Origin of the sequence: Spongiivirga citrea (genome assembly GCF_010671565.1) — a bacterium.
Taxonomy (GTDB): Bacteria; Bacteroidota; Bacteroidia; order Flavobacteriales; family Flavobacteriaceae; genus Spongiivirga; species Spongiivirga citrea.
The window spans coordinates 1-23848 of sequence record NZ_JAABOQ010000010.1 but is presented as its reverse complement, the minus strand read 5'-3'; the positions used below and the strand labels follow the sequence as shown (position 1 = coordinate 23848).

Genomic DNA, 23848 nt, shown 5'->3' with positions numbered 1-23848 from the left:
GATTTTGTAGTGTAATTCCTATTACCCTAAACTTTAATTGTTATTTTATTACTTTATTTCTATTTAACTCCATACTTCTTTAATACTTTGTCAATTCTACTTTTTTTCATTTCAATAGTTTTCAGCTTGTTTCTAAATCTATTGAATTTGTAGTATGCGCCTATTAATATTGTAATTCCAATCCCAATTGATTCGATCCGACGTTTCCAATAGTAAGTAGAAGTTTCTCCATATATAAAAGTTCCATAAAGCTTATTCCCTATGATAAATAAGATTCCAAAAATGCCGGAAATAATTAAATAGAGATAGGCCTTGTTTTTATCTCTACTTACTTTTTCCAGTTCAACGATAACATCGTCCCGCTTTTTCTTAAATTTATTTTCAAATAATATATCTGGACAAGTTTCTTTAAAATTCGGTTTTTCATTGGTCAACTTGCATGTCACTCCATTTTCAAGACTCATAATTTCATTTTCACATAAAGCACAATGTCTTGTAAAATTCATAGTAATCTCCTCGGATAATTTAAATTGGTTGTTTTCTTTAATTCACCACAACGGTCTCGACTATGGCGGAAAAATCAGTGGGATTCTTTCCGCCTTAGCCGAAAGATAGCTACTAAGCCTTGATTTCCGATTAGGAATTCAACCGCAACGAATTATAGCCATTGTTGTGTTTAGTATTCTTTTAAAATTATTGCTGTAAAAACTATTACTCCTAGAAAAATCATAATTATGAAGTAAAATAGAATGTAGGTTAACATTAGTCGGAATGATGTATAAATCTTATTTTTTGTTTGATAAAACTGGATAAAAGCCCAAAATCTGTAGACAATAGATATAATGAAAGCTAAAGTCACTCCTAAATCATTTTGCTTGGTTACAAAATCAAAAATTGCAAATAATGAATAAAAAATAGTTTGTTGTCCTCCTATATAAGAATTGATTACAATGTGTTCGAGAAAGTTGTTTTTTCTTCCATAAAAAGCCATGTATGATGCGATTGATAAAGCTGGTATAAGAAGGAGGTTAGAATACGCAAAGTTATTAATAAACCATTCGGTTGAGAATTCTAAAATTACAGCGTTATGTAAAAAGTCAGATTTATCTTCTGCACCTCGTCGAAATCCTGAGATAGCATTTTCTAAAAGTGTAGTTGCTCCTAGTATTTTAGTAATTAAAAAGTAGAAAGTGGACAATACTAATATAAAAGCAATTGGTTTGAAATAATATTTACGTTGTCCATTTAAAAATTCTCGAATTGCGTGTCCAGGTCTTATGGCTAAGCTTTTAATAGTATAAAAAAGACCTCGATTAACTTGAAAAACACTATCCGAAATTTCTTCAAGAAAGTTGGGCAAAGTTAATTTTTCAACTCTGATGTGTTGTCCACATAGATTGCAAAACTTTCCGTCAAAAGAATTTCCACAATTTTTACATTTCATTTCCTAATATTAAACACAACTTGTTATATCAACACTAAATATAACCATATCCGGTAATGAATTTTCGGATAACAGCACTTTTTGGTGTTTTTTATCCTTTAGTAATCTAGAAGAATCGAGGTGAGATCAGCTTATCATACCCCCTAGCCAATTCAAAGCGTAAGAAGACCTCGAAGGTACCTGCATTAAATAAAGCATCACCAAGTGGGGTTGATTCACGATCATAAGCAAAACCGATCATTAGAGCATCAGAGAATTGGAAGCCGACAGTAGCACTCACAGCAGCACTCCATCGATATGCAGCGCCAAAACTTATTTTATCATTGTATAAAAAGCTAGCAGAAAGATCTGCTTGTAATGGTGCTCCGTTTACGTACTTACCTAATACTGCTGGTTTAAATTTCCATTGGTCAGATAGTCTAAAAATATGACCCGCCATGAGATAATAATTAATTCGCTCACGGGCTAGAAAGCTCGCTCCCGTATTTGAACTATTAGTTTCATCAAAATGCTCAGTCTCTAATAAATTAGGAGCAGAAAACCCGATGTATGTTAGTCCGTTATGGTAATAGACACCCGCACCGATATTGGGTGAAAATTTGTTGTCAATATCCTGCTGCAGCAAGACATCAGTATTAGTGTATTGATTTAATTCTGAAAAACGTACATCAAGCAAATGCCCTCCCGCTTTTAATCCAAATGATAGCTTTGCTCGCTCACTAACATTTAAGGTATAGCTAAAGGTTGCATCGAAATAAGTTTCCTGAGTAGGTCCTATTTCATCATTTACAACTGAAAGTCCGACACCAACTTTTTCACGTAATCCCACCGGAGAATGAATTGCGATGGTTTGTGTTGTGGGAGCTCCTTCTAATCCGACCCATTGTGAGCGATGTAAGCCGACCACACTAGTTACACTGCGACTACCGGCATATGCCGGATTAATACTAATGGTATTAAACATATACTGGGTGTATTGGGCATCCTGCTGCGCGTTTGCAGTATTTATGCCCACTAATACCATTAACAGTGTAAGTGCTGTTAGAAAGCCTGTTTTGTATGTTATTCTATTCTGTTTCATATAACCTCTCGACTGCGCTCGAGGGGACATTTTTGTTTTTCAATTTAGTTTGGGCTTTTAATCCCACCGTCTCAATCGTCCTTCAAGCGATTGAGCCTCCTCCCCTTATTAAGGGGAGGAGTTTTAGTTTTCTTATTTTTTATTGAATTAATTCCATAATTGATATTAATACATCTTTTTCAAGGTTCTCGATACTATTTTTCTTCCGTACCTCAGAAAAATCACTCGAACTGACATTTTGTTTTATCGCTGAATATAAATATATCCCGCTTTCCTCACTTCTTCGCCTGAATCCTTAACGTAGGTTAATATATAATAATATGTACCTACAGGTAACTCTTTTTGCTGTTGTACCGTAACACGACCTTCAGATACGCCTCTAAAGAATCGTCCGTCCTGACCATACCCTTGTGATTTAAAGACTTCAACACCCCAACGGTTAAAGATGGTAAGTGTATTGTTCGGATAATTCTCCAGATTACGGATGATTAATCGATCGTGGTCGCCATCACCATTTGGTGTAATTACATTATATACCTCAACTTCTTCTTCTAAATCTGCATTATTTGGCTCTAAATAATCCGGAATACCATCACCGTCCGCATCGAATGCATCAAGTGGTTCACCGTCTCCGTTCGGATCTGGATTCTCGTCGATCGTAGCAATGTTATCTCCGTCATCGTCATTGTCTAGGTAATCCGGTACGCCGTCACCATCAGTATCTTGTGTATCTCCAGTATTTGGGTTTCCGTCACCATCAGGATCAGCACCTTCAAATATCGTCCATACGTCATCACCATCGTCATCTACATCTTGGAAATCGAATTCACCATCACCATCAGTATCTTGTGTATTATAATTAGTGCTATCGCTATCCGGGCTTGTTTCAACAGAATCGGCCAGACCGTTAGTTCCATATGGCCCATCTACTGTACCATCATTATCAGCATCTACTCCATCATGACCAGCTTCATGTAAATCAGATACACCATCGCCGTCAGAATCTAGGTCATAAATATCTGGAATACCGTCACCATCGGTGTCGCGACCCGGAGTACCACCTTCTTCAACAAGATCTGGAATACCGTCGTTGTCATCATCAAGATCGATCGAGTCATAAATACCATCACCATCATTATCACCATCTACGGCAATAATTATAATAGCTGTATCACAATTAGTCGGATTAATAATCTCACAAATTTGATATTCTATGGTATATATTCCCGTTGGCGTGCCTGGAGCAACATCGACCGTTCCGTCAGGATTGAGTGTTAACACACCATCCGGATCTGGAGTTATCACGGTGATTGTTACCTCCGCCGTTGTAGGAGCACCAGTACCTAATATATCGTTATCTAATACATTAAGAATCGCTATTTGACCATTAGGACCATCTGCTAACACGGCATTAGTATCATCAATTGCATCGATTAGCTGTTCGTTAACAGTAATTGTTACAGTAGCTGTTTCTGTATTTGTTGTACCATCAGAATGTGTTACCGTAACGGTATATGTAAACGTATCTGTACCAAAGAAATTGGTATTTGGTGTATAGGTAACCGTATTGTCTGCATTTATAACTACTGTACCATTTGCAGGAGTTGATACCGCAGTGACAGCAATACTTGTCCCTTCGAATGTATCGTTTGCTAATACATCAACTGTTATTGGTGTTTCGAATTCTGTTGTATCCGCATCATCTTCTACATCTGCTATTGGATTGACAGTTATTGTTACGGTAGCTGTATCAGTTTCAGTACTACCATCAGCAAAGGTTATTGTTACTTCGTAATCAAATGTATCTGTACCTACAAAATCAGCTTCTGGCACATAGTTGATAGTGTTATCCGCATTTATTGTTACTACACCATAGGTAGGTGATGTTACACTAGTTACGGCAATATTTGTATTGATAAATGTATCGTTTGCCAACACATCGATCGTTGCTGTAGTATCTTCATCAGTAGATGCTGTATCATCAATTGCATCTGGTATTGGATTTACCGTAATCGTCACCACCGCCGTTTCGGTAGTTTGGGTACCATCAGCATTCGTTACCGTTACCTCGTAAACAAATGTATCTGTTCCGCTAAAATCAGGCCCTGGAGTATATGTAATTGTATTATCAGCATTTACAACAACAGTACCATTGGCAGGATCCGTATCAATTGAAATCGAAATATTAGTGTTTGTGAACGTATCGTTGGCTAACACATCGATCGTCACTGGAGTATCTTCATCAGTAGTCGCAGTATCGTCAATAGCATCGTCAACAGGAGTAACATCAACCGTTACAGTAGCCGTTTCTGTTGAAGTACTGCCATCTCCATTTGTAACAGTTACCGTATAATCGAACGTATCTGTACCATTAAAGTCTGCATTTGGCGTATACGTTACCGTGTTATCTCCATTAATCGTTACTGTACCATTTGCAGGCGTTGTTGTTGATGTAACAGCTATGTTTGTACTTGTAAAGGTATCATTAGTCAGTACATCAACAGTTACTGCTGTATCCTCTAGTGTAGTTGCAGCATCATCAATAGCATCGGCTATAGGATTCACAGTAACCGTTACTGTTGCAGTTTCAGTAGTTGTACTTCCATCTGCATTGGTTACTGTAACTTCATAATCAAAAGTATCAGTTCCGTTAAAGTCGGCATCAGGAGTATAGGTTACTGTATTATCAGCATTTATTGTAATCGTACCATTTGCCGGTGTTGTAGTTGATGTTACTGCAAGATTTGTTCCAGAACCGAAGGTATCATTTGCTAATACATCAATAGTCACGGGAATATCTTCATCTGTTGTTGCTGTATCATCAACGGTATCTGCAATAGGATTCACAGTTATCGTGACAGTAGCTGTTTCTGTAGTTGTACTTCCGTCGGCATTGGTTACCGTTACTACATAGTCAAACGAATCAGTACCATTGAAGTCTGAATTTGGCGTGTAAGTAACCGTATTATCAGCATTAATAGTTACTGTACCATTTGCAGGACTTGTAGTAGACGTTACAGCAAGGTTAGTTGCCGAATCATAAGTGTCATTAGCCAATACGTCAATTGTAACTGGTGTATCTTCATCTGTAGTCGCCGTATCATCAAAGGAATCCTGAACTGGGTTTACGGTAATAAATACCGTAGCAGTTTCAGTAGTAAAGGCGGTACCATCTATACTTAAAGTTACTTCATAGTCAAACTGATCAAAACCATTAAAGTCAGGATTTGGTGTATAATCTACCGTATTGTCAGGATTAATCGTTACCGTACCATTTGCTGGTGTTGTAGTCGATGTTACAAAAATCCTAGAACTTGGATCATAGGTGTCATTTGTAAGTACATCAATAGTCAATGTACCGCTATCCTCATCTATTGTTCTGTTATCATCAAACGCATCCTGAACAGGATTTACAGTAACTGTTACCGTTGCGGTTTCAGTTGATGTACTACCATCACCATTTGTAACTGTAACTGTGTATTCAAACGTCTCCGTACCATCAAAATCTGGTGTTGGCGTGTATGTTAGCGTGCCATCTGGTTCAATGGTAACCACGCCATTTAAAGGCTGGGTAACGCTGGTAACAGACACATTGGTCGTTGGCTCGAAGGTATCATTTGCCAATGGATCAAAATTGACAGCAACATCTTCATCAGTAATTACCAGATCGTCAAATGCATCAGCCACCGGAGTTATGTTAACATTCACAGTTGCTGATTCCGTAAATGTAAATCCGTTTGAATTGGTCGCCGTCACTTCATAAATAAAGGCATCAGGACCGTTATAATCCGGAGCTGGCGTGTATGTGAATGTACCATCACCTTCGACTACTACGGTTCCGTTAGTCGGACCTGTTATTACTATATTATCAATAGTCGTGGTCGGATCAAAAGTGTCATTAACAAATGCATCAAAGTTTATTGGAGTATCCTCTGCTGTTGTAATACTATCATCTATTGCATCATTTACTTGATTTATGATAACCGAAACTGTGGTCGTTTCTGTAGTAGTACTGCCATCCGGATTTGTCACAGTCACCGTGTAACTGTAAGTATCTGTACCAAAATAATCTGGGTCTGGAGTGTACGTTACCGTACCATCTCCATTTAGAACTACTGTGCCATTAGCTGGAGTAATATTTACGCCGACTGATGTTATAACAGCCGTGCTACCAGAATAAAGATCATTATCCAATGGATTGAATGTAACAGTATCATCTTCTGCCACCACAATAGTGTCTGGCACTACATCTGGTTGCGTCAACACATTAACCGTTACCGTTGCTGTTCCTGTCGAAGTACTGCTATCAGGATGTGTCACGGTTACGGTATAATCAAATGTATCTATACCCGTATAATCTCCGGCAGGTGTATATGTTATTGTACCATCCCCATTAATAACTACCGTACCATTAGCTGGAGTTGTCGTTGATGTAACTACTACAGTATCATTACTAGCGAATAAATCGTTTGCCAAGACAGCAATATCAACAGCAGTGTCCTCATTAGTACTTTCTATATCAGGATTTACGGCAATATCGGTATCTATTATTGTCACCTCACCCGAAGCATCATCAATGGTAACTAGTGGTGTACTTAGATTACTTAGATTAACAAACAAGGACTCCGCATTTTCAGGATCTATATCATCCACTATAGTAATGGTAACATTCTGCGTTTCGCCATCCGTTCCAACGAAGTTAGCAGTTCCGGAAACGGCCGTGAAATCATCAGGTGATACTGCGCTATTATCTGCTGAGTCAAAATCTACAGATAGTCCGCCTTGCACTCCTCCTGTTAATGTTATTACAAGTATTGCGGTACCATCAGCTTCGTTTACCGTAATATCATTAATTGCAATCGAAGCATTGTCATTATCAAGTATTTCACCGGTTGCAGAAGCATTGGTAATTGTTACTGCCGTATTACTAATATTGGATAGATTGACATTATAGTCTTCCGTTGGCTCTACAATTAGATCATCAATAATCGGTACTGTTATTTGAAGTACCTCAGCGTCATTTCCAACAAAGGTCAACGTTCCAGCCGATGCGGTGAAATCAGTTCCCAAGGTTGCTGTATTTCCTACTGTTGTGAAATCAACTGTAAATCCGTCTTGGACATTCCCCGTTAACACTACATCGAAAACGGCATTTCCATCAGCCTCGTTTACTGTTATATTCGTAATATCGATACTAGCAACATCATTATCTGTAATACCTCCATCTCCCTGTGCGTCGCTAAAGGTGATATCAGTATTGCTTACCGACACTAAATTGACCACATAGTTTTCAAGTGGCTCCAATACATTATCATCAATAATAGGAACAGTTATGGTTTGCACTTCTGCATCGGTTCCAACAAATGTGAGCGTACCTGTAGTTCCTGTATAATCTGTATCCTGAACGGCTGTACCTCCACTAGTTGCGTAATCTACTGTAAAGCTACCTTGTACTCCACCTGTGAGGGTTACTTCAAATATAGCTACACCCGCATCCTCTGCAACTGTTACATCATTAATAGCCAGGCTTGAAGCATCGTTATTAGTGATCTCACCAAGACCAGAAGCACCAGCAACGTTTACCAATGGGGTAGAAATCCCTGATAGTGTTACGAAGTAATCTTCAGTAGTTTCAAGAATCGCATCGTCAATAATATTGATTGTTATAGTCTGAGTTTCTCCATCGGTACCCGTGAAGTTTAGTGTTCCTGTATTTGCTGCATAATCTGATGGCTCAACGGCGGTACCATTACTTGTTGCATAATCAATACTAAACGGATCCTGTACGCCACCTGTTAATGTCACAGTAAAGGTTGCAGTACCTGCAGCTTCGTCAACTGACACATCGTCAATACTAAGATCTGCAGTATCGTTATCAGCAATATTTCCTGTTGCTATAGTTGTACCCAAGCCTATTAACGTGTTTGACACATTGCTTATGGTTACCGTATAATCTTCAGTAGGTTCTACGAACGCATCGTCAGTTATGTTTACTGTAATAAGCTGTTGTTCTCCATCAGTCCCGGCAAAGGTTAAGCTAGCCGCCACTGCGGTATAATCTGATCCTGCCAAGGCGGTACCATCAGCGGTTGCATAGTCAACATCAAAACTACCTTGAACATCGCCAGTTAGCGTTACTATAAACGTAGCTGTTCCTGCAGCTTCATTCACTGTAACCGGACCTGCTATATCTAGCACGGCAGCGTCGTTATCATTGATTGTTCCCAGACCTTGCCCATCTGTTACGGTAACATTGGTATTTGAAATATTAATAAGGTTTACGAAGTAATCCTCTGTTGGTTCCAACAAGGTATCATCTGTAATATTTACAGTGATGTTCATTGTTTCTCCTGTTGTTCCAGTAAACGTAAGCGTACCCGATACCGCATCATAATCCGCACCTTGGTTAGCGGTATTATCTGCGGAAGTATAATCGATACTGAAGCCGTTTTGAACATCACCAGTTAATGTAACTGTAAAGGTTGCAGTTCCCGCATCTTCATTAACAACTTGATCATTTATAGCAATGCTCGCCACATCATCATTGGTAATTGTTCCTAAACCTTGTGCATCAAGAACCATTACCAACGGATTCGATATAGAGGCTAAATCAACAAAATAAGTTTCATCTGGCTCCAACAAGGTATCATCAGTAATGTTTACAGTTATTGTTTGTGTTTCTCCGTCAGTACCTGCAAACGTTAGTGTACCCGCAGCCGCATCATAATCTGTGTTTTGAATCGCGGTATCTTCTGCCGTTAAATAATCTAGAGTAAATCCGCCTTGAACTGCTCCTGTCAAGGTAACTGTAAATGTAGCTGTACCTGCATTTTCTGCTACAATTACATCATCGATCACAACGGATGCGTTATCCTGATCTGTAATAGTACCCGTGCCAACATTAGTACCAATTGTAACTAGGGTATTGCTAATATTACTTATCGTTACTGTATAATCTTCATTAGGTTCTACCAATAAATCATCGATAATTGGAACCGTGATTGTCTGTGTCTCGCCATCATTTCCTACAAAGGTCAACGTACCATTTGTTGTTGTATAATCACCGGGCTGCACTGCAGTACCATCAGCTGTTGCAAAGTCAATATCAAAGCCACCTTGAACATCACCAGTAAGCGTTACTGTAAATGTTGCCGTACCGGCATCTTCATCAACGGTAACACTATCTATATTAACATCTGCATTGTCATTATCAGTTATTGAACCTAGACCTTGCGAATCGCTGAAGGTTATTAAGGCATTACTCACTGAAATCAGATTTGCAAAATAGTCTTCAGTTGGTTCTACCAGAGTATCTTCAAGAATAGGAACGACGAAAGTTCTTGTTTCGGCATCAGCACCAGTAAAGTTAAGTGTTCCTGTAGTTGCTGTGTAATCAGAATTTTCAATAGCTGTATTCTGTGCAGTTTGATAATCTACCGTAAACGCTCCCTGAACATTTCCAGTTAAGGTAACGGTAAAGGTTGCTATGCCCGCATCTTCAGCGACTGAGACATCATTAATAGCCAAGGATGCTGCATCATTATCAGTTATTGTTACCGTACCCGTAGCATCAGATATCGTAACCAAAGTATTGGTAATTCCGCTTAGATTAGCCACAAAATCCTCAACCGTTTCTAAGAGATTATCATCAATAATAGGAATCGTAAATGGTTGTACTTCTGCGTCAGTTCCAACAAAGTTTAATATTCCAGAACTCGATGTATAATCGCCTGGTTGCGCTGCTGTGTTATCAGCAGTAGCATAGTTCACTGCAAAACCTCCTTGAACATCACCTGTTAAGGTCACATTAAGAGTTGCGGTTCCTGCAGCTTCATTTACAGTGACATCATCAATTGCAATGCTTGCTACATCATTATCTGTAATTGTTCCTGTACCAATTGCAGTATTGATAACAACTAAGGTGTTAGTAATATTACTTAATGTGATGGTATAATCTTCACTAGCTTCTAATAAACTATCGTCCACAATAGTAACAGTAATTTGCTGTATCTCACCATCTGTTCCTGCAAATGATAAGGTACCATTTGTCAAAGTAAAATCATCTGGATCGGTAGCAGTACCATTAGCTCCTGCAAAATCAATATCAAAACCTCCTTGAACAGCTCCCGTTAACGTAACATCAAAGGTTGCAGTACCAGCAGCTTCATTTACGGTAACATCATTAATGTTGACTTCAGCACTATCGTTATCAGTAATTGTAATAGTTCCGGTTGGTGTCGGATTACCTACTAAAACGTTACTTAAGTTTGATAAGGTTACTGCAAAATCTTCTGTACTTTCTAACAATAAATCGTCTGCAATTGGAATACTAATGGTTTGTACCTCAGCATCATTTCCAGTGAAGGTCACTACCCCACTGGTAACTGCATTATAATCACCTGGAGCTACAGCAGTATTATCCGTAGTGTCATATTCTACAGTAAAACTTCCCTGAACGTCTCCAGTTAATGTAACATTAAGTATGGCATTGCCTATTGCTTCATCTACAGTTATCGAATTAATCGCTATGCTTGCAGCATCATTATCAGTAATTGTAATTTCTCCTTGTGCATCAATTACTGTCACCAACGTATTAGTAATACCACTAAGGTCAACAAATAAATTTTCTGAAGGCTCTAATACACTATCATCAATTATTGGAATATTAATAGTTAAAGCTTCGCCTGTTGTACCTGTAAATGTTAGCGTCCCTGTGGTCGATGTATAATCTCCAGGTTGAACTGCAGTATTATTTGTTGTTTGATAATTTATATCAAATCCACCCTGAACATCACCAGTTAATGTAGCTGTCAAGGTTGCAGTGCCAGCAGCTTCATTAACAGTAATATCATTGATAGCAACGCTTGCTGTATCGTTATCCGTAATAGTTCCGAGACCTTGATTATCAGTAAAAGTTACTAGTCCATTCGAAATATTACTAAGGTCAATATTGTACGTTTCTGTAGGTTCTACTAAAGTATCATCGTTAATAGTAACTGTAATTGTTTGTGTTTCGCCATTAGTTCCGACAAATGAAACCGTTCCAGCCGTCACGGAATAATCACCTGGACTTATTGCAGAAACATCTGCTGCCGCAAAATCAACATCTGTGCCGCCTTGCACGGCCCCATTTAGCGTTACTATGAAGGTCGCTGTACCCGCATCTTCTGCAACAGAAACATCATTGATACTAATGCTAGCTGCATCATTATCGGTAATAGTAGCTATACCTTGCGGTGTAGTAACATCTACTAGGTTATTGCTTATTCCTGATAAATTAGCAAAGAAATCCTCAGAACTTTCTAAAACCGCATCATCAATAATTGGTACTGTAAACGTTTGTTGCTCTGTATCTGTACCAACAAACGTAAGTGTTCCTGAAGATATCGTATAATCATCTGGCTGAACTGCTGTGTCGTTTGTAGTTGCATAGTTTACGGTGAATCCGCCTTGTACATTTCCTGTTAATGTTACTGTAAAAGTGGCTACTCCAGCACTTTCATCAACTACTACACTATTGATGTCGATATTCGCTGCATCATTGTCAGTTATTCTGGTGATTCCCTGTGCATCGCTAATGGTCACTAAACCATTACTAATCGAACTTAGGTTGGTAAAGAAACTCTCCGTCGCCTCGCGAACGTTATCATCAATAATTGGTACTGTGATAGTTTGAATTTCAAAGTTTGTACCTGCAAATGTTAATGTGCCTGTTTGAGCAGTGTAATCTGCCGGATCGTTTGCCGTGTTATCACTAGTTGCATAGTCTACAGTGAATCCGCCTTGTACAGCACCAGTAAGTAATACTTCATATTGGGCAGTTCCAGCAGCTTCATTTACAGTTACATCATTTATTGCGATACTAGCGTTGTCATTATCATTAATTTGTCCAAGACCAGTTCCGTCATTAATGGTAACCAATACGGTACTTAAGTTAGACAGGTTAACTGTATAATCTTCTAAACTTTCTACTAAATTATCATCCTGTATCGGAATGGTAATAGGTTGTGTCTCGCCATCTGTACCCACAAATGATATTACTCCAGCAACTGAAGCAGTATAATCTCCAGGTGCCACGGCGGTTCCGTCTGCAGTATCAAACTGAACATTAAATCCGCCAGGAACATCGCTGCCAGAAAGTGTTACGGTAAATACAGCATTACCCGCATCTTCATCAACTGTAACATCGTTAATGACAATATTAGCAGAGTCATTATCAGTAATTGTACCAACTCCTTGTGGAGTTGTAATATTTACTAAGGCATTGCTAATATTTGAGAGATTAACGAAATAATCTTCACTAAATTCAACGAAAGTATCTTCGTTTATCGTAATCGTAATCGTTTGGGTTTCTCCATCTGTCCCAACAAAAGTTAAGGTATTATTATCGGCTACATAATCTCCAGGAGCAATAGCAGAATCATCGGAAGTTGCCCAATCTACGGTAAAGCCTCCCTGAACCGCTCCAGTTAACGTAACTGTAAACGTAGCTGTTCCGGCATCTTCGGCAACGGCAATATCATCGATGCTTATTCCAGAAAGATCATTATCGGTAATAGTTACTTCTCCCTGTGCATCTGCCAAGGTTACTAAAGGATTGGTTAATGAGCTAAGGTTAACAAAGAATGACTCTGTACTTTCTAATAAACTGTCGTCAGTAATTGGAACGATAATCGTTTGTGTCTCTGTATCAGTACCAACAAAGGTCAATGTACCCGAAGTTCCTGTATAGTCTACATCCTGAATCGCATTGTTCGAAGCAGTAGCATAATCTACTGAAAAACTTCCTTGAACATCGCCAGTTAATGTAACCGTTAAGGTAGCATTGCCTATTGATTCATCTACCGTGATATCATTAATCGCCAAGGATGCTGCGTCGTTATTCGTAATACTTCCAAGTCCTTGGGCATCGACAACAGTAACCAATGTATTTGTAATACCACTTAAGTTAATAAAATAGGTTTCAAGATCCTCTAGAAGTGCATCCTCAGTAATTGGAACTATAATAGTTTGCGTTTCGTTATTTGTTCCAACAAACGTTAAGGTATTGGTTACAGCTGTATAATCCGATCCTGCAAGTGCAGTATCATCCGCAGAAGCATAATCAATATCAAAGCCTCCTTGTACGTCACCAGTTAAAGTGACCGTAAAAGTAGCTGTACCAGCACCTTCTGAAACCGTAACATCATCAATAGAAACTGTTGCATTATCATTGTCTGTGATCGTACCTAATCCTTGATTATCTGCTATCGTTACTAATACATTGCTAACAGCAGTTAAATTGACAAAATAATCTTCTGTTGGTTCAACCAAACTATCATCAGAGATAACAACAGTAACCGTTCGTATCTCACCATTGTTTCCTGTGAAATTAAGCGTGCCTGTCGAATTTGAATAATCAGCACCTACCAATGCAGTATTATCAGCTGTTTGATAATTCACCGTGAAAGCACCTTGAACATCCCCTGTTAGTGTAACATTAAAGGTAGCTGTACCAGCAGCTTCGTTTACTGAAACATCATTAATGCTAATACTTGCCGCATCGTTATCAGTAATGGTACCTTCTCCTCTAGCATCAGCTAATGTGACAAGTGCATTACTAACACCACTTAAGTCCACAAAATAATTTTCAGCTAATTCCACCAAAGTATCATCAGCAATAGAAATAGTGATGGTTTGCGTTTCTCCGGTTGTACCCGTGAAATTTAATGTTCCCGCAGTGCCTGTATAATCGGTATCCTGTATTGCAGTTCCTGAAGCAGTAGTATAATTAACTGTAAAGCTATTCTGTACATCCCCTGTTAACGTTACTGTAAAGGTTGCAGTACCTGCATTTTCATTTACTATCACATCATCTATTGCAAGACTTGCAGCATCATTATCGGTAATCGTACCCAAGCCCTGAGAATCTGAAACAGTAACCAGCGTATTTGTAATTCCTGAAAGATTAACGAAATAAGTTTCAGCGGCTTCTAATAAAACGTCATCGGTAATTGATACGGTAATGGTTTGCGTTTCTCCGTTTGTACCAGCAAAATTCAATATGCCCGATGTTGTAGTATAATCTGACCCTGCAAGCGCGCTATCATCTGCAGTAGCATAATTAATATCAAATCCGCCCTGAACATCACCAGTTAAAGTGACAGTAAAAGTGGCGGTACCGGCATCCTCCGCAACAGTTATATCATCAATCGCTACAGATGCAGCATCATTATCGGTTATTGTACCTAATCCCTGATTATCAGCAACAGTGACAAGGGCATTACTTACCGAAGTAATATTCACAAAGTAGTCTTCAGAAGGCTCTACCAAATTATCATCTGCTATCGCTATGGTAATCGTTTGCGTTTCCGCATCCGTACCAGCAAAAGTAAGAGTTCCTGTGGTGCTGGTATAGTCGGCTCCCGCTATAGCTGTATTATCAGCGGTAGCATAATTCGCCGTAAATCCACCTTGAACCGCTCCTGTTAAAGTGACGGTAAAAGTAGCAGTACCCGCAGCTTCATTTACTGAAACATCATCAATTGCAATACTTGCCGCATCATTATCAGTAATAGTACCTTCACCCTGAGAATCGCTAAAGGTTACTAGAGCATTGCTTAGGTTACTTAGTCCAACATTAAACGTCTCTGTATTTTCCAGTAGTAAATCATCAGTGATTGAAATGGAAATTGTTTGTGTTTCAGTGTCAGTACCCGCAAATGTTAATGTACCACTTCCTATTGTATAATCTGTATTTTCGATAGCAGTGTTCTGCGATGTAAGGAAATCCAGTGTGAAGCTTCCTTGTACATCTCCAGTTAGTGTAACCGTAAAGTCGGCAGTACCGGCTGCTTCGTTAACCGTAACATCGTTAATTGCTATGGTCGCAGCATCATCATTCGTAATACTACCTAATCCCTGAGAATCGCTTAAGGTTACCAGATTGTTAGTGATGTTTGATAGATTTACAAAATAAGTCTCGGTAGGCTCGAGTAGGCTATCATCTGTAATATTAACTGTTATTGTTTGTGTTTCTGTATTAGTTCCGACAAAGGTCAAAGTCCCTGCGTTTGCAGCATAATCTGAACCAGCTACTGCAGTATCATCTGCGGTAGTAAAGTCTATATCGAATCCGCCCTGAACAGCCCCTGTAAGTGTAACAGTAAAGGTGGCGGTGCCTGCATTTTCGTTAACAGATATATCATCGATGGCAACACTCGCAGCATCATTATCGGTAATAGTACCGACACCTTGCGCTTTGGTAACACTAACAAGCGTATTTGTTATACCCGAAAGGTCTATATTATAAGTTTCATTTGCTTCAACTAATAAATCATCTGTAATTGCTACTGTGATTGTTTGGTTTTCCCCATCGGTTCCAGCAAAATTTAAGGTACCAGTTACACCTGTATAATCGGTATTTTCAATAGCGGTAACACCTGACGAAACATAATTAATACTAAACGCACTTTGTACATCTCCGCTAAGTGTTACAGTAAACACTGCGGTTCCCGCAGTTTCATTAACGGTCACATCATCAATTGCCAGAGAAGCAGCATCATTATCGGTAATGGTTCCCAGACCCTGTGAATCTCCAACAACTACAAGCGGATTTGTAGCCCCGGTAATATTGACAAAATAAGTCTCATCCAATTCAACGAGAACGTCATCTATAATAGGAACAATTACTGTTTTTGTTTCCCCGTTAGTTCCAGCAAAATTTAAATTACCAGTAACAGTCGTATAATCACCAGGCTCAATAGCTGTATTATTAGCAGTGGTATAACTAACGACAAAAGCATCCTGCACTGCCCCAGTAAGTGTTATTGTAAATACAGCGGTACCTGCATTTTCATTAACTGTAACATCATCGATTGTAAGCGTCGCTGTATCATTATCAGTTATTGTACCGATACCTTGGGGTTTGGTTACGTTTACTAGCGCATTGGTAATTCCCGAAAGATTTACAAAATAGCCTTCAGTTGTTTCTAGCAATGTATCATCGGTAATATTTACTATTACTTGCTGCGTTTCATTATTTGTACCTGCAAAGGTTAGTGTGCCGGAATTAGCTGTATAATCCGATCCTGCTAAGGCCGTATTGTCAGCAGTTGCATAATTAATATCAAATCCGCCCTGAACATCACCAGTTAAGGTTACTGTAAAAGTTGCAGTACCAGCTGCTTCATTAACCGTAATATCATCAATAGAAAGTGAGGCTGCATCGTTATCGGTAATGGTTGCTGTTGCCTGACTATTAGTAACAGTTACTAAAGCATTTGTAACACCACTAAGGTCTATAGTAAAGGTTTCATCTGCCTCTAGAAGTGTATCATCTACAATTGCGACGGTAAAGCTTTGTGTTTCGCCATTAGTACCTGCAAAAGATAATGTTCCGGAAGTATTCGCATAATCAGCAGGATTTAAGGCTGTACCATCGGTAGTTGCATAGTTGACATCAAAGCCTCCCTGCACATCACCAGTAAGTGTAACCGTGAATGTAACCGTACCATTATTTTCATTTTCAATAACATCTACAATATTGATACTTGAGGTATCATTATCTGTTATTGTACCAACTCCTTGTCCATCATTTATAGTTACTAAGGCCGTACTTACATTACTTAAATCAACATTAAATATTTCATCTATTTCATCAAGAGTATCTTCAGTTATCGGAACTATAATTTGCTGAGTTTCTGCATCTGTTCCAACAAAATTCAAAGTGCCGCTTACTCCGGTATAATCAACTCCTTGCGATGCCGAACTTCCGGAAGTATTAAAATCAACACTAAATCCACCAGCAATAGCTCCTGTTAGTGTTACCGTAAAAATAGCATTACCACCACTTTCATCAATAGTTACATCATCAATTGCAATTCCTGAAGTGTCGTTATCAGTTATTGTACCAAGACCTTGAGCATCTGCAACTGTAACTAGTGGATTTGTAATACCACTTAAATTAACAAAATACGTTTCGGCTAATTCTGCTACAGCATCATCTATTATTGTAACCGTAATAGTTTGCGTTTCAGCATCATTTCCAGTAAAAGTAATGGTTCCGGTATTTGCAGTATAATCCGCAGCAGCAGTAGCCGTATTATCCGTCGTAGCAAAATCAACATCAAACGATCCTTGTACATCTCCGGTTAAGGTTACTGTAAATGTAGCAGTGCCTGCAGCTTCATTAACAGACACATCATCAATTGCAATACTTGCTGAATCATCATCGGTAATAGTACCAATACCTTGAGCCGTCGTAATGGTGATATTAGTGTTGCTAATATTTGAAAGATCTGCAAAATAGGTTTCTGTAGCTTCTAACAGATTGTCATTGGTAATAGGTACTATAAATGTTTGTGTTTCATTATTAGTTCCTGTAAAGCTCAGAGTGCCGGTCGCAGCGGTAAAGTCAGTTCCTTGTATAGCTGTATTACTAGCAGTAGCATAATCGACTGTAAAACCACTTTGAACATCACCAGTTAAGGTAACAGTAAAAGTGGCAGTTCCTGCAGATTCATTTACTGTCACATCATCTATCGCAATACTTGCTGCATCATTATCGGTTATTGTGCCTTCTCCCTGAGGATCATTAATGGTTACCAGCGTATTAGAAATGGCACCTAAATTAATAAAGTAGTTTTCAGTTGGTTCTAATAAAGTATCATCAATTATTGGAATTGTTATCGTCTGCGTTTCTCCTGTTGTACCAACAAAGTTTAGAGTTCCTGCAGTATCTGTGAAGTCTGTATTCTGAATTGCCGTACTTCCTGCCGTTCCGTAATTAACGCTAAACCCGCCTTGTACATCGCCAGTTAGAGTAACTGTGAATACTGCATTTCCAGCATTCTCAGCTACAGACATATCATTTATGACAATACTGGCGGCGTCATTATCAGTGATCGTTCCAACTCCTTGTGAATCATCTATTGATACAAGAACGGTACTAATATTACTTAAATCGATAGTATAGCCTTCATTAGGTTCAACCAAGCTATCGTCTGCAATAGATACTACTACGGTTTGTGTTTCACCTGCAGTACCAGCAAAATTAAGTGTGCCACTTACACCTGTATAATCTGTACCTTCAATAGCGGTAGTCGCTGTTGATATGTAGTCAATAGTAAATCCACCTGCAACAGCAGCACTTAAGGTAACCGTAAAGGTTGCTGTGCCTGCCGCTTCGTTAACGGTAACATCGTCGATTACCACGTTAGCTGAATCATTATCGCTAATAGTTCCAACTCCAGTATCGTCAGCAATTGTTACTAGCGAATTGCTAATACCGCTCAATAACACACTAAAGTTCTCACTACTTTCTACCAGTATGTCATCAACAATTGATACAGTAAATGTTTGTGTTTCACCGGTGGTGCCCGTGAAGTTTAAGACACCGCTCGAAGCAGGAAAGTCACTTGGTGATACTGCAGTATTATCAGATGTCGCATAGTTAACACTGAATGCACTTTGAACATCCCCGGTTAAGGTAACTGTAAAGGTCGCTGTACCAGCACCTTCACTAACGTTAACATCGTTAATGCTAATACTCGCAACATCATCATCAGTAATTGTTACTGTTGATTGATTATCAGCTATCGTAACTAAAGTATTACTGATGGCAGATAGATCCACTACAAAATTTTCATCACCCTCGGTGAGTGTATCGTTTGTAATAGGAATCGTAATTGTCTGTGTTTCGGTATCGTTCCCCGTAAAAGTAAGTGTACCCGAGGATGTTGTAAAATCAGTTCCTTGAATTGCAGTTCCCGATGCAGTATCATAATCAATAGTAAAGCCACCTTGTACATCTCCGGCAAGAGTTACCGTTACCGTAGCAGTTCCATTATTTTCGTTAACAGTTACATCGTTAATTGCTATGCTGGCTGCATCATTATCAGTTATTGTACCAGTACCCTGCGAATCAGAAATAGTTACTAAGGTTGTTGAAAGTCCACTTAATGTTGCCAGATAAGTTTCCGTAGATTCTACCAAAGTATCGTCATTAATGGCGACAGTAAATGTTTGTGTTTCGGCGTCGGTTCCTACAAAATTAAGCGTTCCTGTTGCTCCAGTATAATCTGTATTTTGAATAGCAGATACACCTGAAGTAGCATAGTCTACACTAAACCCACCTTGCACATCACCTGTTAAGGTTACAGTGAAGGTTGCTGTACCATCTGCCTCGCTAACTGTAACATCATTAATCGCTATGCTCGCCGCATCGTTATCGGTTATCTGACCTAATCCTTGATTATCAGAAGCCGTTACTGCGGCAACACTGATGGTATTTAGATTTACGAAATAATCTTCAGTAGGTTCAACTAACGCATCTTCATTGATGGCAACCGTAATACTTTGCACTTCATTATTTGTACCTGTAAATGTTAGGGTGCCAGATGCAGCATTGTAATCCGTGTTTTCTATCGCCGTGTTTGCAGCAGTTGTATAATCTACTGTAAAGCCTCCCTGTACATCTCCGGTTAGAGTAATATCAAAGGTTGCTGTACCAGCGGACTCATCAACAGTTACATCGTTTATTGCAATTGTTGCGGAATCATTATCGTTAATGGAAATCTCTCCTTGAGCATCAGATATCGTAACCAAGGTTGTATTCAATCCTGAAAGATCTACAAATAAACTTTCAGTTGGTTCTACCAAAACATCGTTTACTATTGGTACAACTAATGTTTGCTGTTCACCAGTATTTCCCGAAAATGTTAAGGTGCCAGTACTAGTAGTATAATCACCGGGCGCAATTGCTGTGTTGTCTGTCGATGCATAATCTACCGTAAAACCACTTTGAGTATTCCCTGTTAAGGTTACAGTTAAGGTTGCGGTACCAGCGCTTTCGTTTACAGTAACATCATCTATCGCAATACTTGCTGCATCATTATCAGTGATAGTGCCTTCACCCTGTGCATCAGAAATAGTAACTAGTGTATTTGTTATACCACTAAGATTAACCACATAATTTTCGGTTGGCTCAACCAGATTGTCATCTGCAATAGCTACTGTAAAAGTCTGTGTCTCCGTATCAGTTCCAATAAAAGTTAAGGTCCCGTTAGATTGAGTGAAATCGGTATTTTGAATTGCACTACCGCTCGCCGTATCGTAATTTACCTGGAAGCCACCTTGTACATCACCAGTTAAAGTTACCGTAAAGGTAGCTGTGCCCGCAGCCTCACTTACCGTTACATCATCAATCGCTATACTCGCTGAATCATTGTCGGTTATCTGACCTAATCCTTGATTATCAGTTGCAGTAACTGCAGCAACACTAATGGTATTTAGATTTACAAAGTAATCTTCTGTAGACTCAACTAAGGCATCTTCGTTAATCGTTACCGTAATACTCTGTACTTCGTTATTCGTACCAGCAAATGTCAGGGTACCTGAAGCCGCATCATAGTCCGTGTTTTCTATTGCTGTATTTGCAGCAGTTATATAATTTACCGTAAAGCCACCTTGTACATCACCCGTAAGTGTAACATCGAAGGTTGCGGTACCAGCTGACTCGTCAACCGTTACATCGTTAATAGCAATGGTCGCGTTGTCATTATCCGTTATTGTTACAGTTCCTATTGGAGTTCCGTTAGATACTAGCACATTACTAATATTGGATAGTGTCACCGTGAAATCTTCTGAACTTTCAACTAATACATCATCACTTATTGGAATGCTTATCGTTTGAACTTCCGTATCATTTCCTGTAAATGTTATCGTACCTGCTGTTGTTGCGGTATAATCTCCTGGAGCAATTGCAGTGTTATTTGCAGTATCATATTGTACTGTAAAACTACCTTGTACATCTCCCGTTAAAGTAACTGAAAGTACCGCGTTTCCTACAGCTTCATTTACTGTAATAGAATTGATCGCTATTGAAGCCGCATCGTTGTCAGTTATGGTCGCCTCTCCCTGATTATCTGAGATAGTTACCAACGCATTCGTTATACCGCTGATTCCTGCCAAGAATAGCTCGGAAGGTTCAACTAATGAATCATCGATAATCGGTACAGTGAAAGTTTGTGTCTCCGTATCAGTTCCAGCAAAGGTTAAGGTACCTCCAGTATTAGTATAATCACTAGGAGCAGTAGCTGTATTATCAGCTGTTGCATAATTTACCTGGAAGCCACCTTGTACATCTCCAGTCAAAGTCACCGTAAAGGTTGCTGTTCCAGCCGCCTCACTTACCGTTACATCATTAATCGCTATACTAGCAGCATCATTATCAGTAATTGTTCCTATACCCTGTGCATCGGCTATCGTAACCAATGGATTAGTCAGATTGCTTAAGTCAGCAAAGAAACTCTCACTAGATTCTACTAAACTATCATCTGTAATTGGAACAGTAAAGGTTTGTGTCTCATTCGCAGTTCCTACAAAAGTTAAAGTTCCACTACTTGTTGTATAATCTGCACCAGCCAAGGCCGTGTTTTGTGCAGTAGCGTAGTCAATATCAAAACCACCTTGTACTGCATTATCTAAGGTAACTGTAAAAGTTAGTGTTCCAGCACCTTCATTGACTGTTACATCGTTAATCGATACACTTGCATTATCATCATCAGTGATTGTGCCCAAACCTTGATTGTCAGCAACGGTTACTAGCGTATTACTGATATTACTCAGGTTCACGAAATAATCAATGGTAGGTCCTACTACTAAATCATCTATAATAGGTACAGTGATCGTCTGTGTTTCATTATTAGTACCTGTAAACGTTAAGCTACCTGTTGTACTTGTATAATCTGCTGGAGCAACAGCGCTATTATCTGCTGTGGAATAATCGATAGTAAAACTACCATCAACACCACCAGTCAAGCTTACCGTAAAAGTTGCTGTACCTGCACTCTCGGATACTGTTACATCATCAATCGATATACTCGCACTATCATTATCAGTAATAGTACCAACACCTTGACCATCTGATATAGTTACTAACGTATTCGTAATACCACTTAAATTGACGAAGAAATCTTCTGCTGGACCGACCAATGCATCATCAATAATCGGTACAGTGAAAGTTTGTGTCTCCGTATCAGTTCCAGCAAAGGTTAAGGTACCTCCAGTATTAGTATAATCACTAGGAGCAGTAGCTGTATTATCAGCTGTTGCATAATTTACCTGGAAGCCACCTTGTACATCTCCAGTCAAAGTCACCGTAAAGGTCGCAGTGCCCGCAGCCTCACTTACCGTTACATCATTAATCGCTATGCTAGCAGCATCATTATCCGTAATTGTTCCTATACCCTGTGCATCGGCTATCGTAACCAATGGATTAGTCAGATTGCTTAAGTCGGCAAAGAAACTCTCACTAGATTCTACTAAACTATCATCTGTAATTGGAACAGTAAAGGTTTGTGTCTCACTCGCAGTTCCTACAAAAGTTAAGGTTCCACTACTTGTTGTATAATCTGCACCAGCCAAGGCAGTATTTTGTGCAGTAGCGTAGTCAATATCAAAACCACCTTGTACTGCATTATCTAAGGTAACTGTAAAAGTTAGTGTTCCAGCACCTTCATTGACTGTTACATCGTTAATCGATACACTTGCATTATCATCATCAGTGATTGTGCCCAAACCTTGATTGTCAGCAACGGTTACTAGTGTATTACTGATATTACTCAGGTTCACGAAATAATCAATGGTTGATCCTACTACTAAATCATCTATAATAGGTACAGTGATTGTTTGTGTTTCATTATTAGTACCTGTAAACGTTAAGCTACCTGTTGTACTTGTATAATCTGCTGGAGCAACAGCGCTATTATCTGCTGTGGAATAATCGATAGTAAAGCCGCCTTGTACGTTACCTGTTAGTGTTACTGTAAAAGTTGCGGTACCTGCACTTTCAGAAACTGTTACATCATCAATAGAGATACTCGCACTATCATTATCAGTAATGGTACCTATCCCTTGATTATCGGCAATAGTAACTAAGGTATTTGTAATACCACTTAGGTTTACAAAGTAATCCTCACTACTTTCAACATTGGTATCATCGATAATTGGAACGGTAAAGGTTTGAGTCTCTGTATCTACCCCGGCAAATGTCAACGTTCCAGTTGAATCAGTGTAATCATTTGGTTCAATTGCTGAATCATTAGCTGTAGCATAATTCACTTGAAAACCGCCTTGCACATTACCCGTTAAGGTCACCGTAAAAGTTGCTGTTCCTGCAGCTTCACTTACGGTTATATCATTAATCGCAATACTTGCTGCATCATTATCATTAATCGTACCCTCGCCCTGAGCATCACTAATGGTTACAAGACCATTACTCAAACTGCTTAAGTTAGCGAAGAAGCTCTCGGTAGCTTCTACCAAACTATCATCAATGATTG

At 39.1% G+C, this 23848-nt stretch carries 4 protein-coding genes; all 4 read right to left on the bottom strand.

Going from position 1 to position 23848, the window contains the following annotated elements; translation table 11 throughout:
* Positions 1 to 59: 59 nt before the first annotated feature.
* The 4 genes from GWK10_RS17975 to GWK10_RS17960 all read right to left on the bottom strand — a co-directional run bounded on the left by GWK10_RS17975 (position 60) and on the right by GWK10_RS17960 (position 23789).
* The gene (locus GWK10_RS17975) at positions 60 to 464 is read right to left on the bottom strand and encodes a hypothetical protein (protein WP_164033796.1); all 405 of its coding nucleotides are present in this window, start codon (positions 462 to 464) and stop codon (positions 60 to 62) included.
* Between the two features lie 212 nt (positions 465 to 676).
* Positions 677 to 1444, bottom strand: a complete 768-nt coding sequence (locus GWK10_RS17970) for a DUF3667 domain-containing protein (protein WP_164033795.1) — start codon at positions 1442 to 1444, stop codon at positions 677 to 679.
* Between the two features lie 106 nt (positions 1445 to 1550).
* Positions 1551 to 2525 carry a PorP/SprF family type IX secretion system membrane protein gene (locus tag GWK10_RS17965; RefSeq protein WP_164033794.1) on the bottom strand — a complete coding sequence of 325 codons (975 nt, stop codon included), beginning with the start codon at positions 2523 to 2525 and terminating at the stop codon, positions 1551 to 1553.
* Positions 2526 to 2768: 243 nt separating this feature from the next.
* Positions 2769 to 23789, bottom strand: coding sequence for a Calx-beta domain-containing protein (locus GWK10_RS17960; protein ID WP_204263174.1), 21021 nt, complete (start codon positions 23787 to 23789; stop codon positions 2769 to 2771).
* Positions 23790 to 23848 lie beyond the last annotated feature (59 nt).

What these genes read in the sequence shown, in the direction of transcription:
- GWK10_RS17975 (WP_164033796.1), bottom strand. Translation starts at nt 464, where the DNA reads ATGAGTCTTGAAAATGGAGTGACATGCAAGTTGACCAATGAAAAACCG.
- GWK10_RS17970 (WP_164033795.1), bottom strand. Translation starts at nt 1,444, where the DNA reads ATGAAATGTAAAAATTGTGGAAATTCTTTTGACGGAAAGTTTTGCAAT.
- GWK10_RS17965 (WP_164033794.1), bottom strand. Translation starts at nt 2,525, where the DNA reads ATGAAACAGAATAGAATAACATACAAAACAGGCTTTCTAACAGCACTT.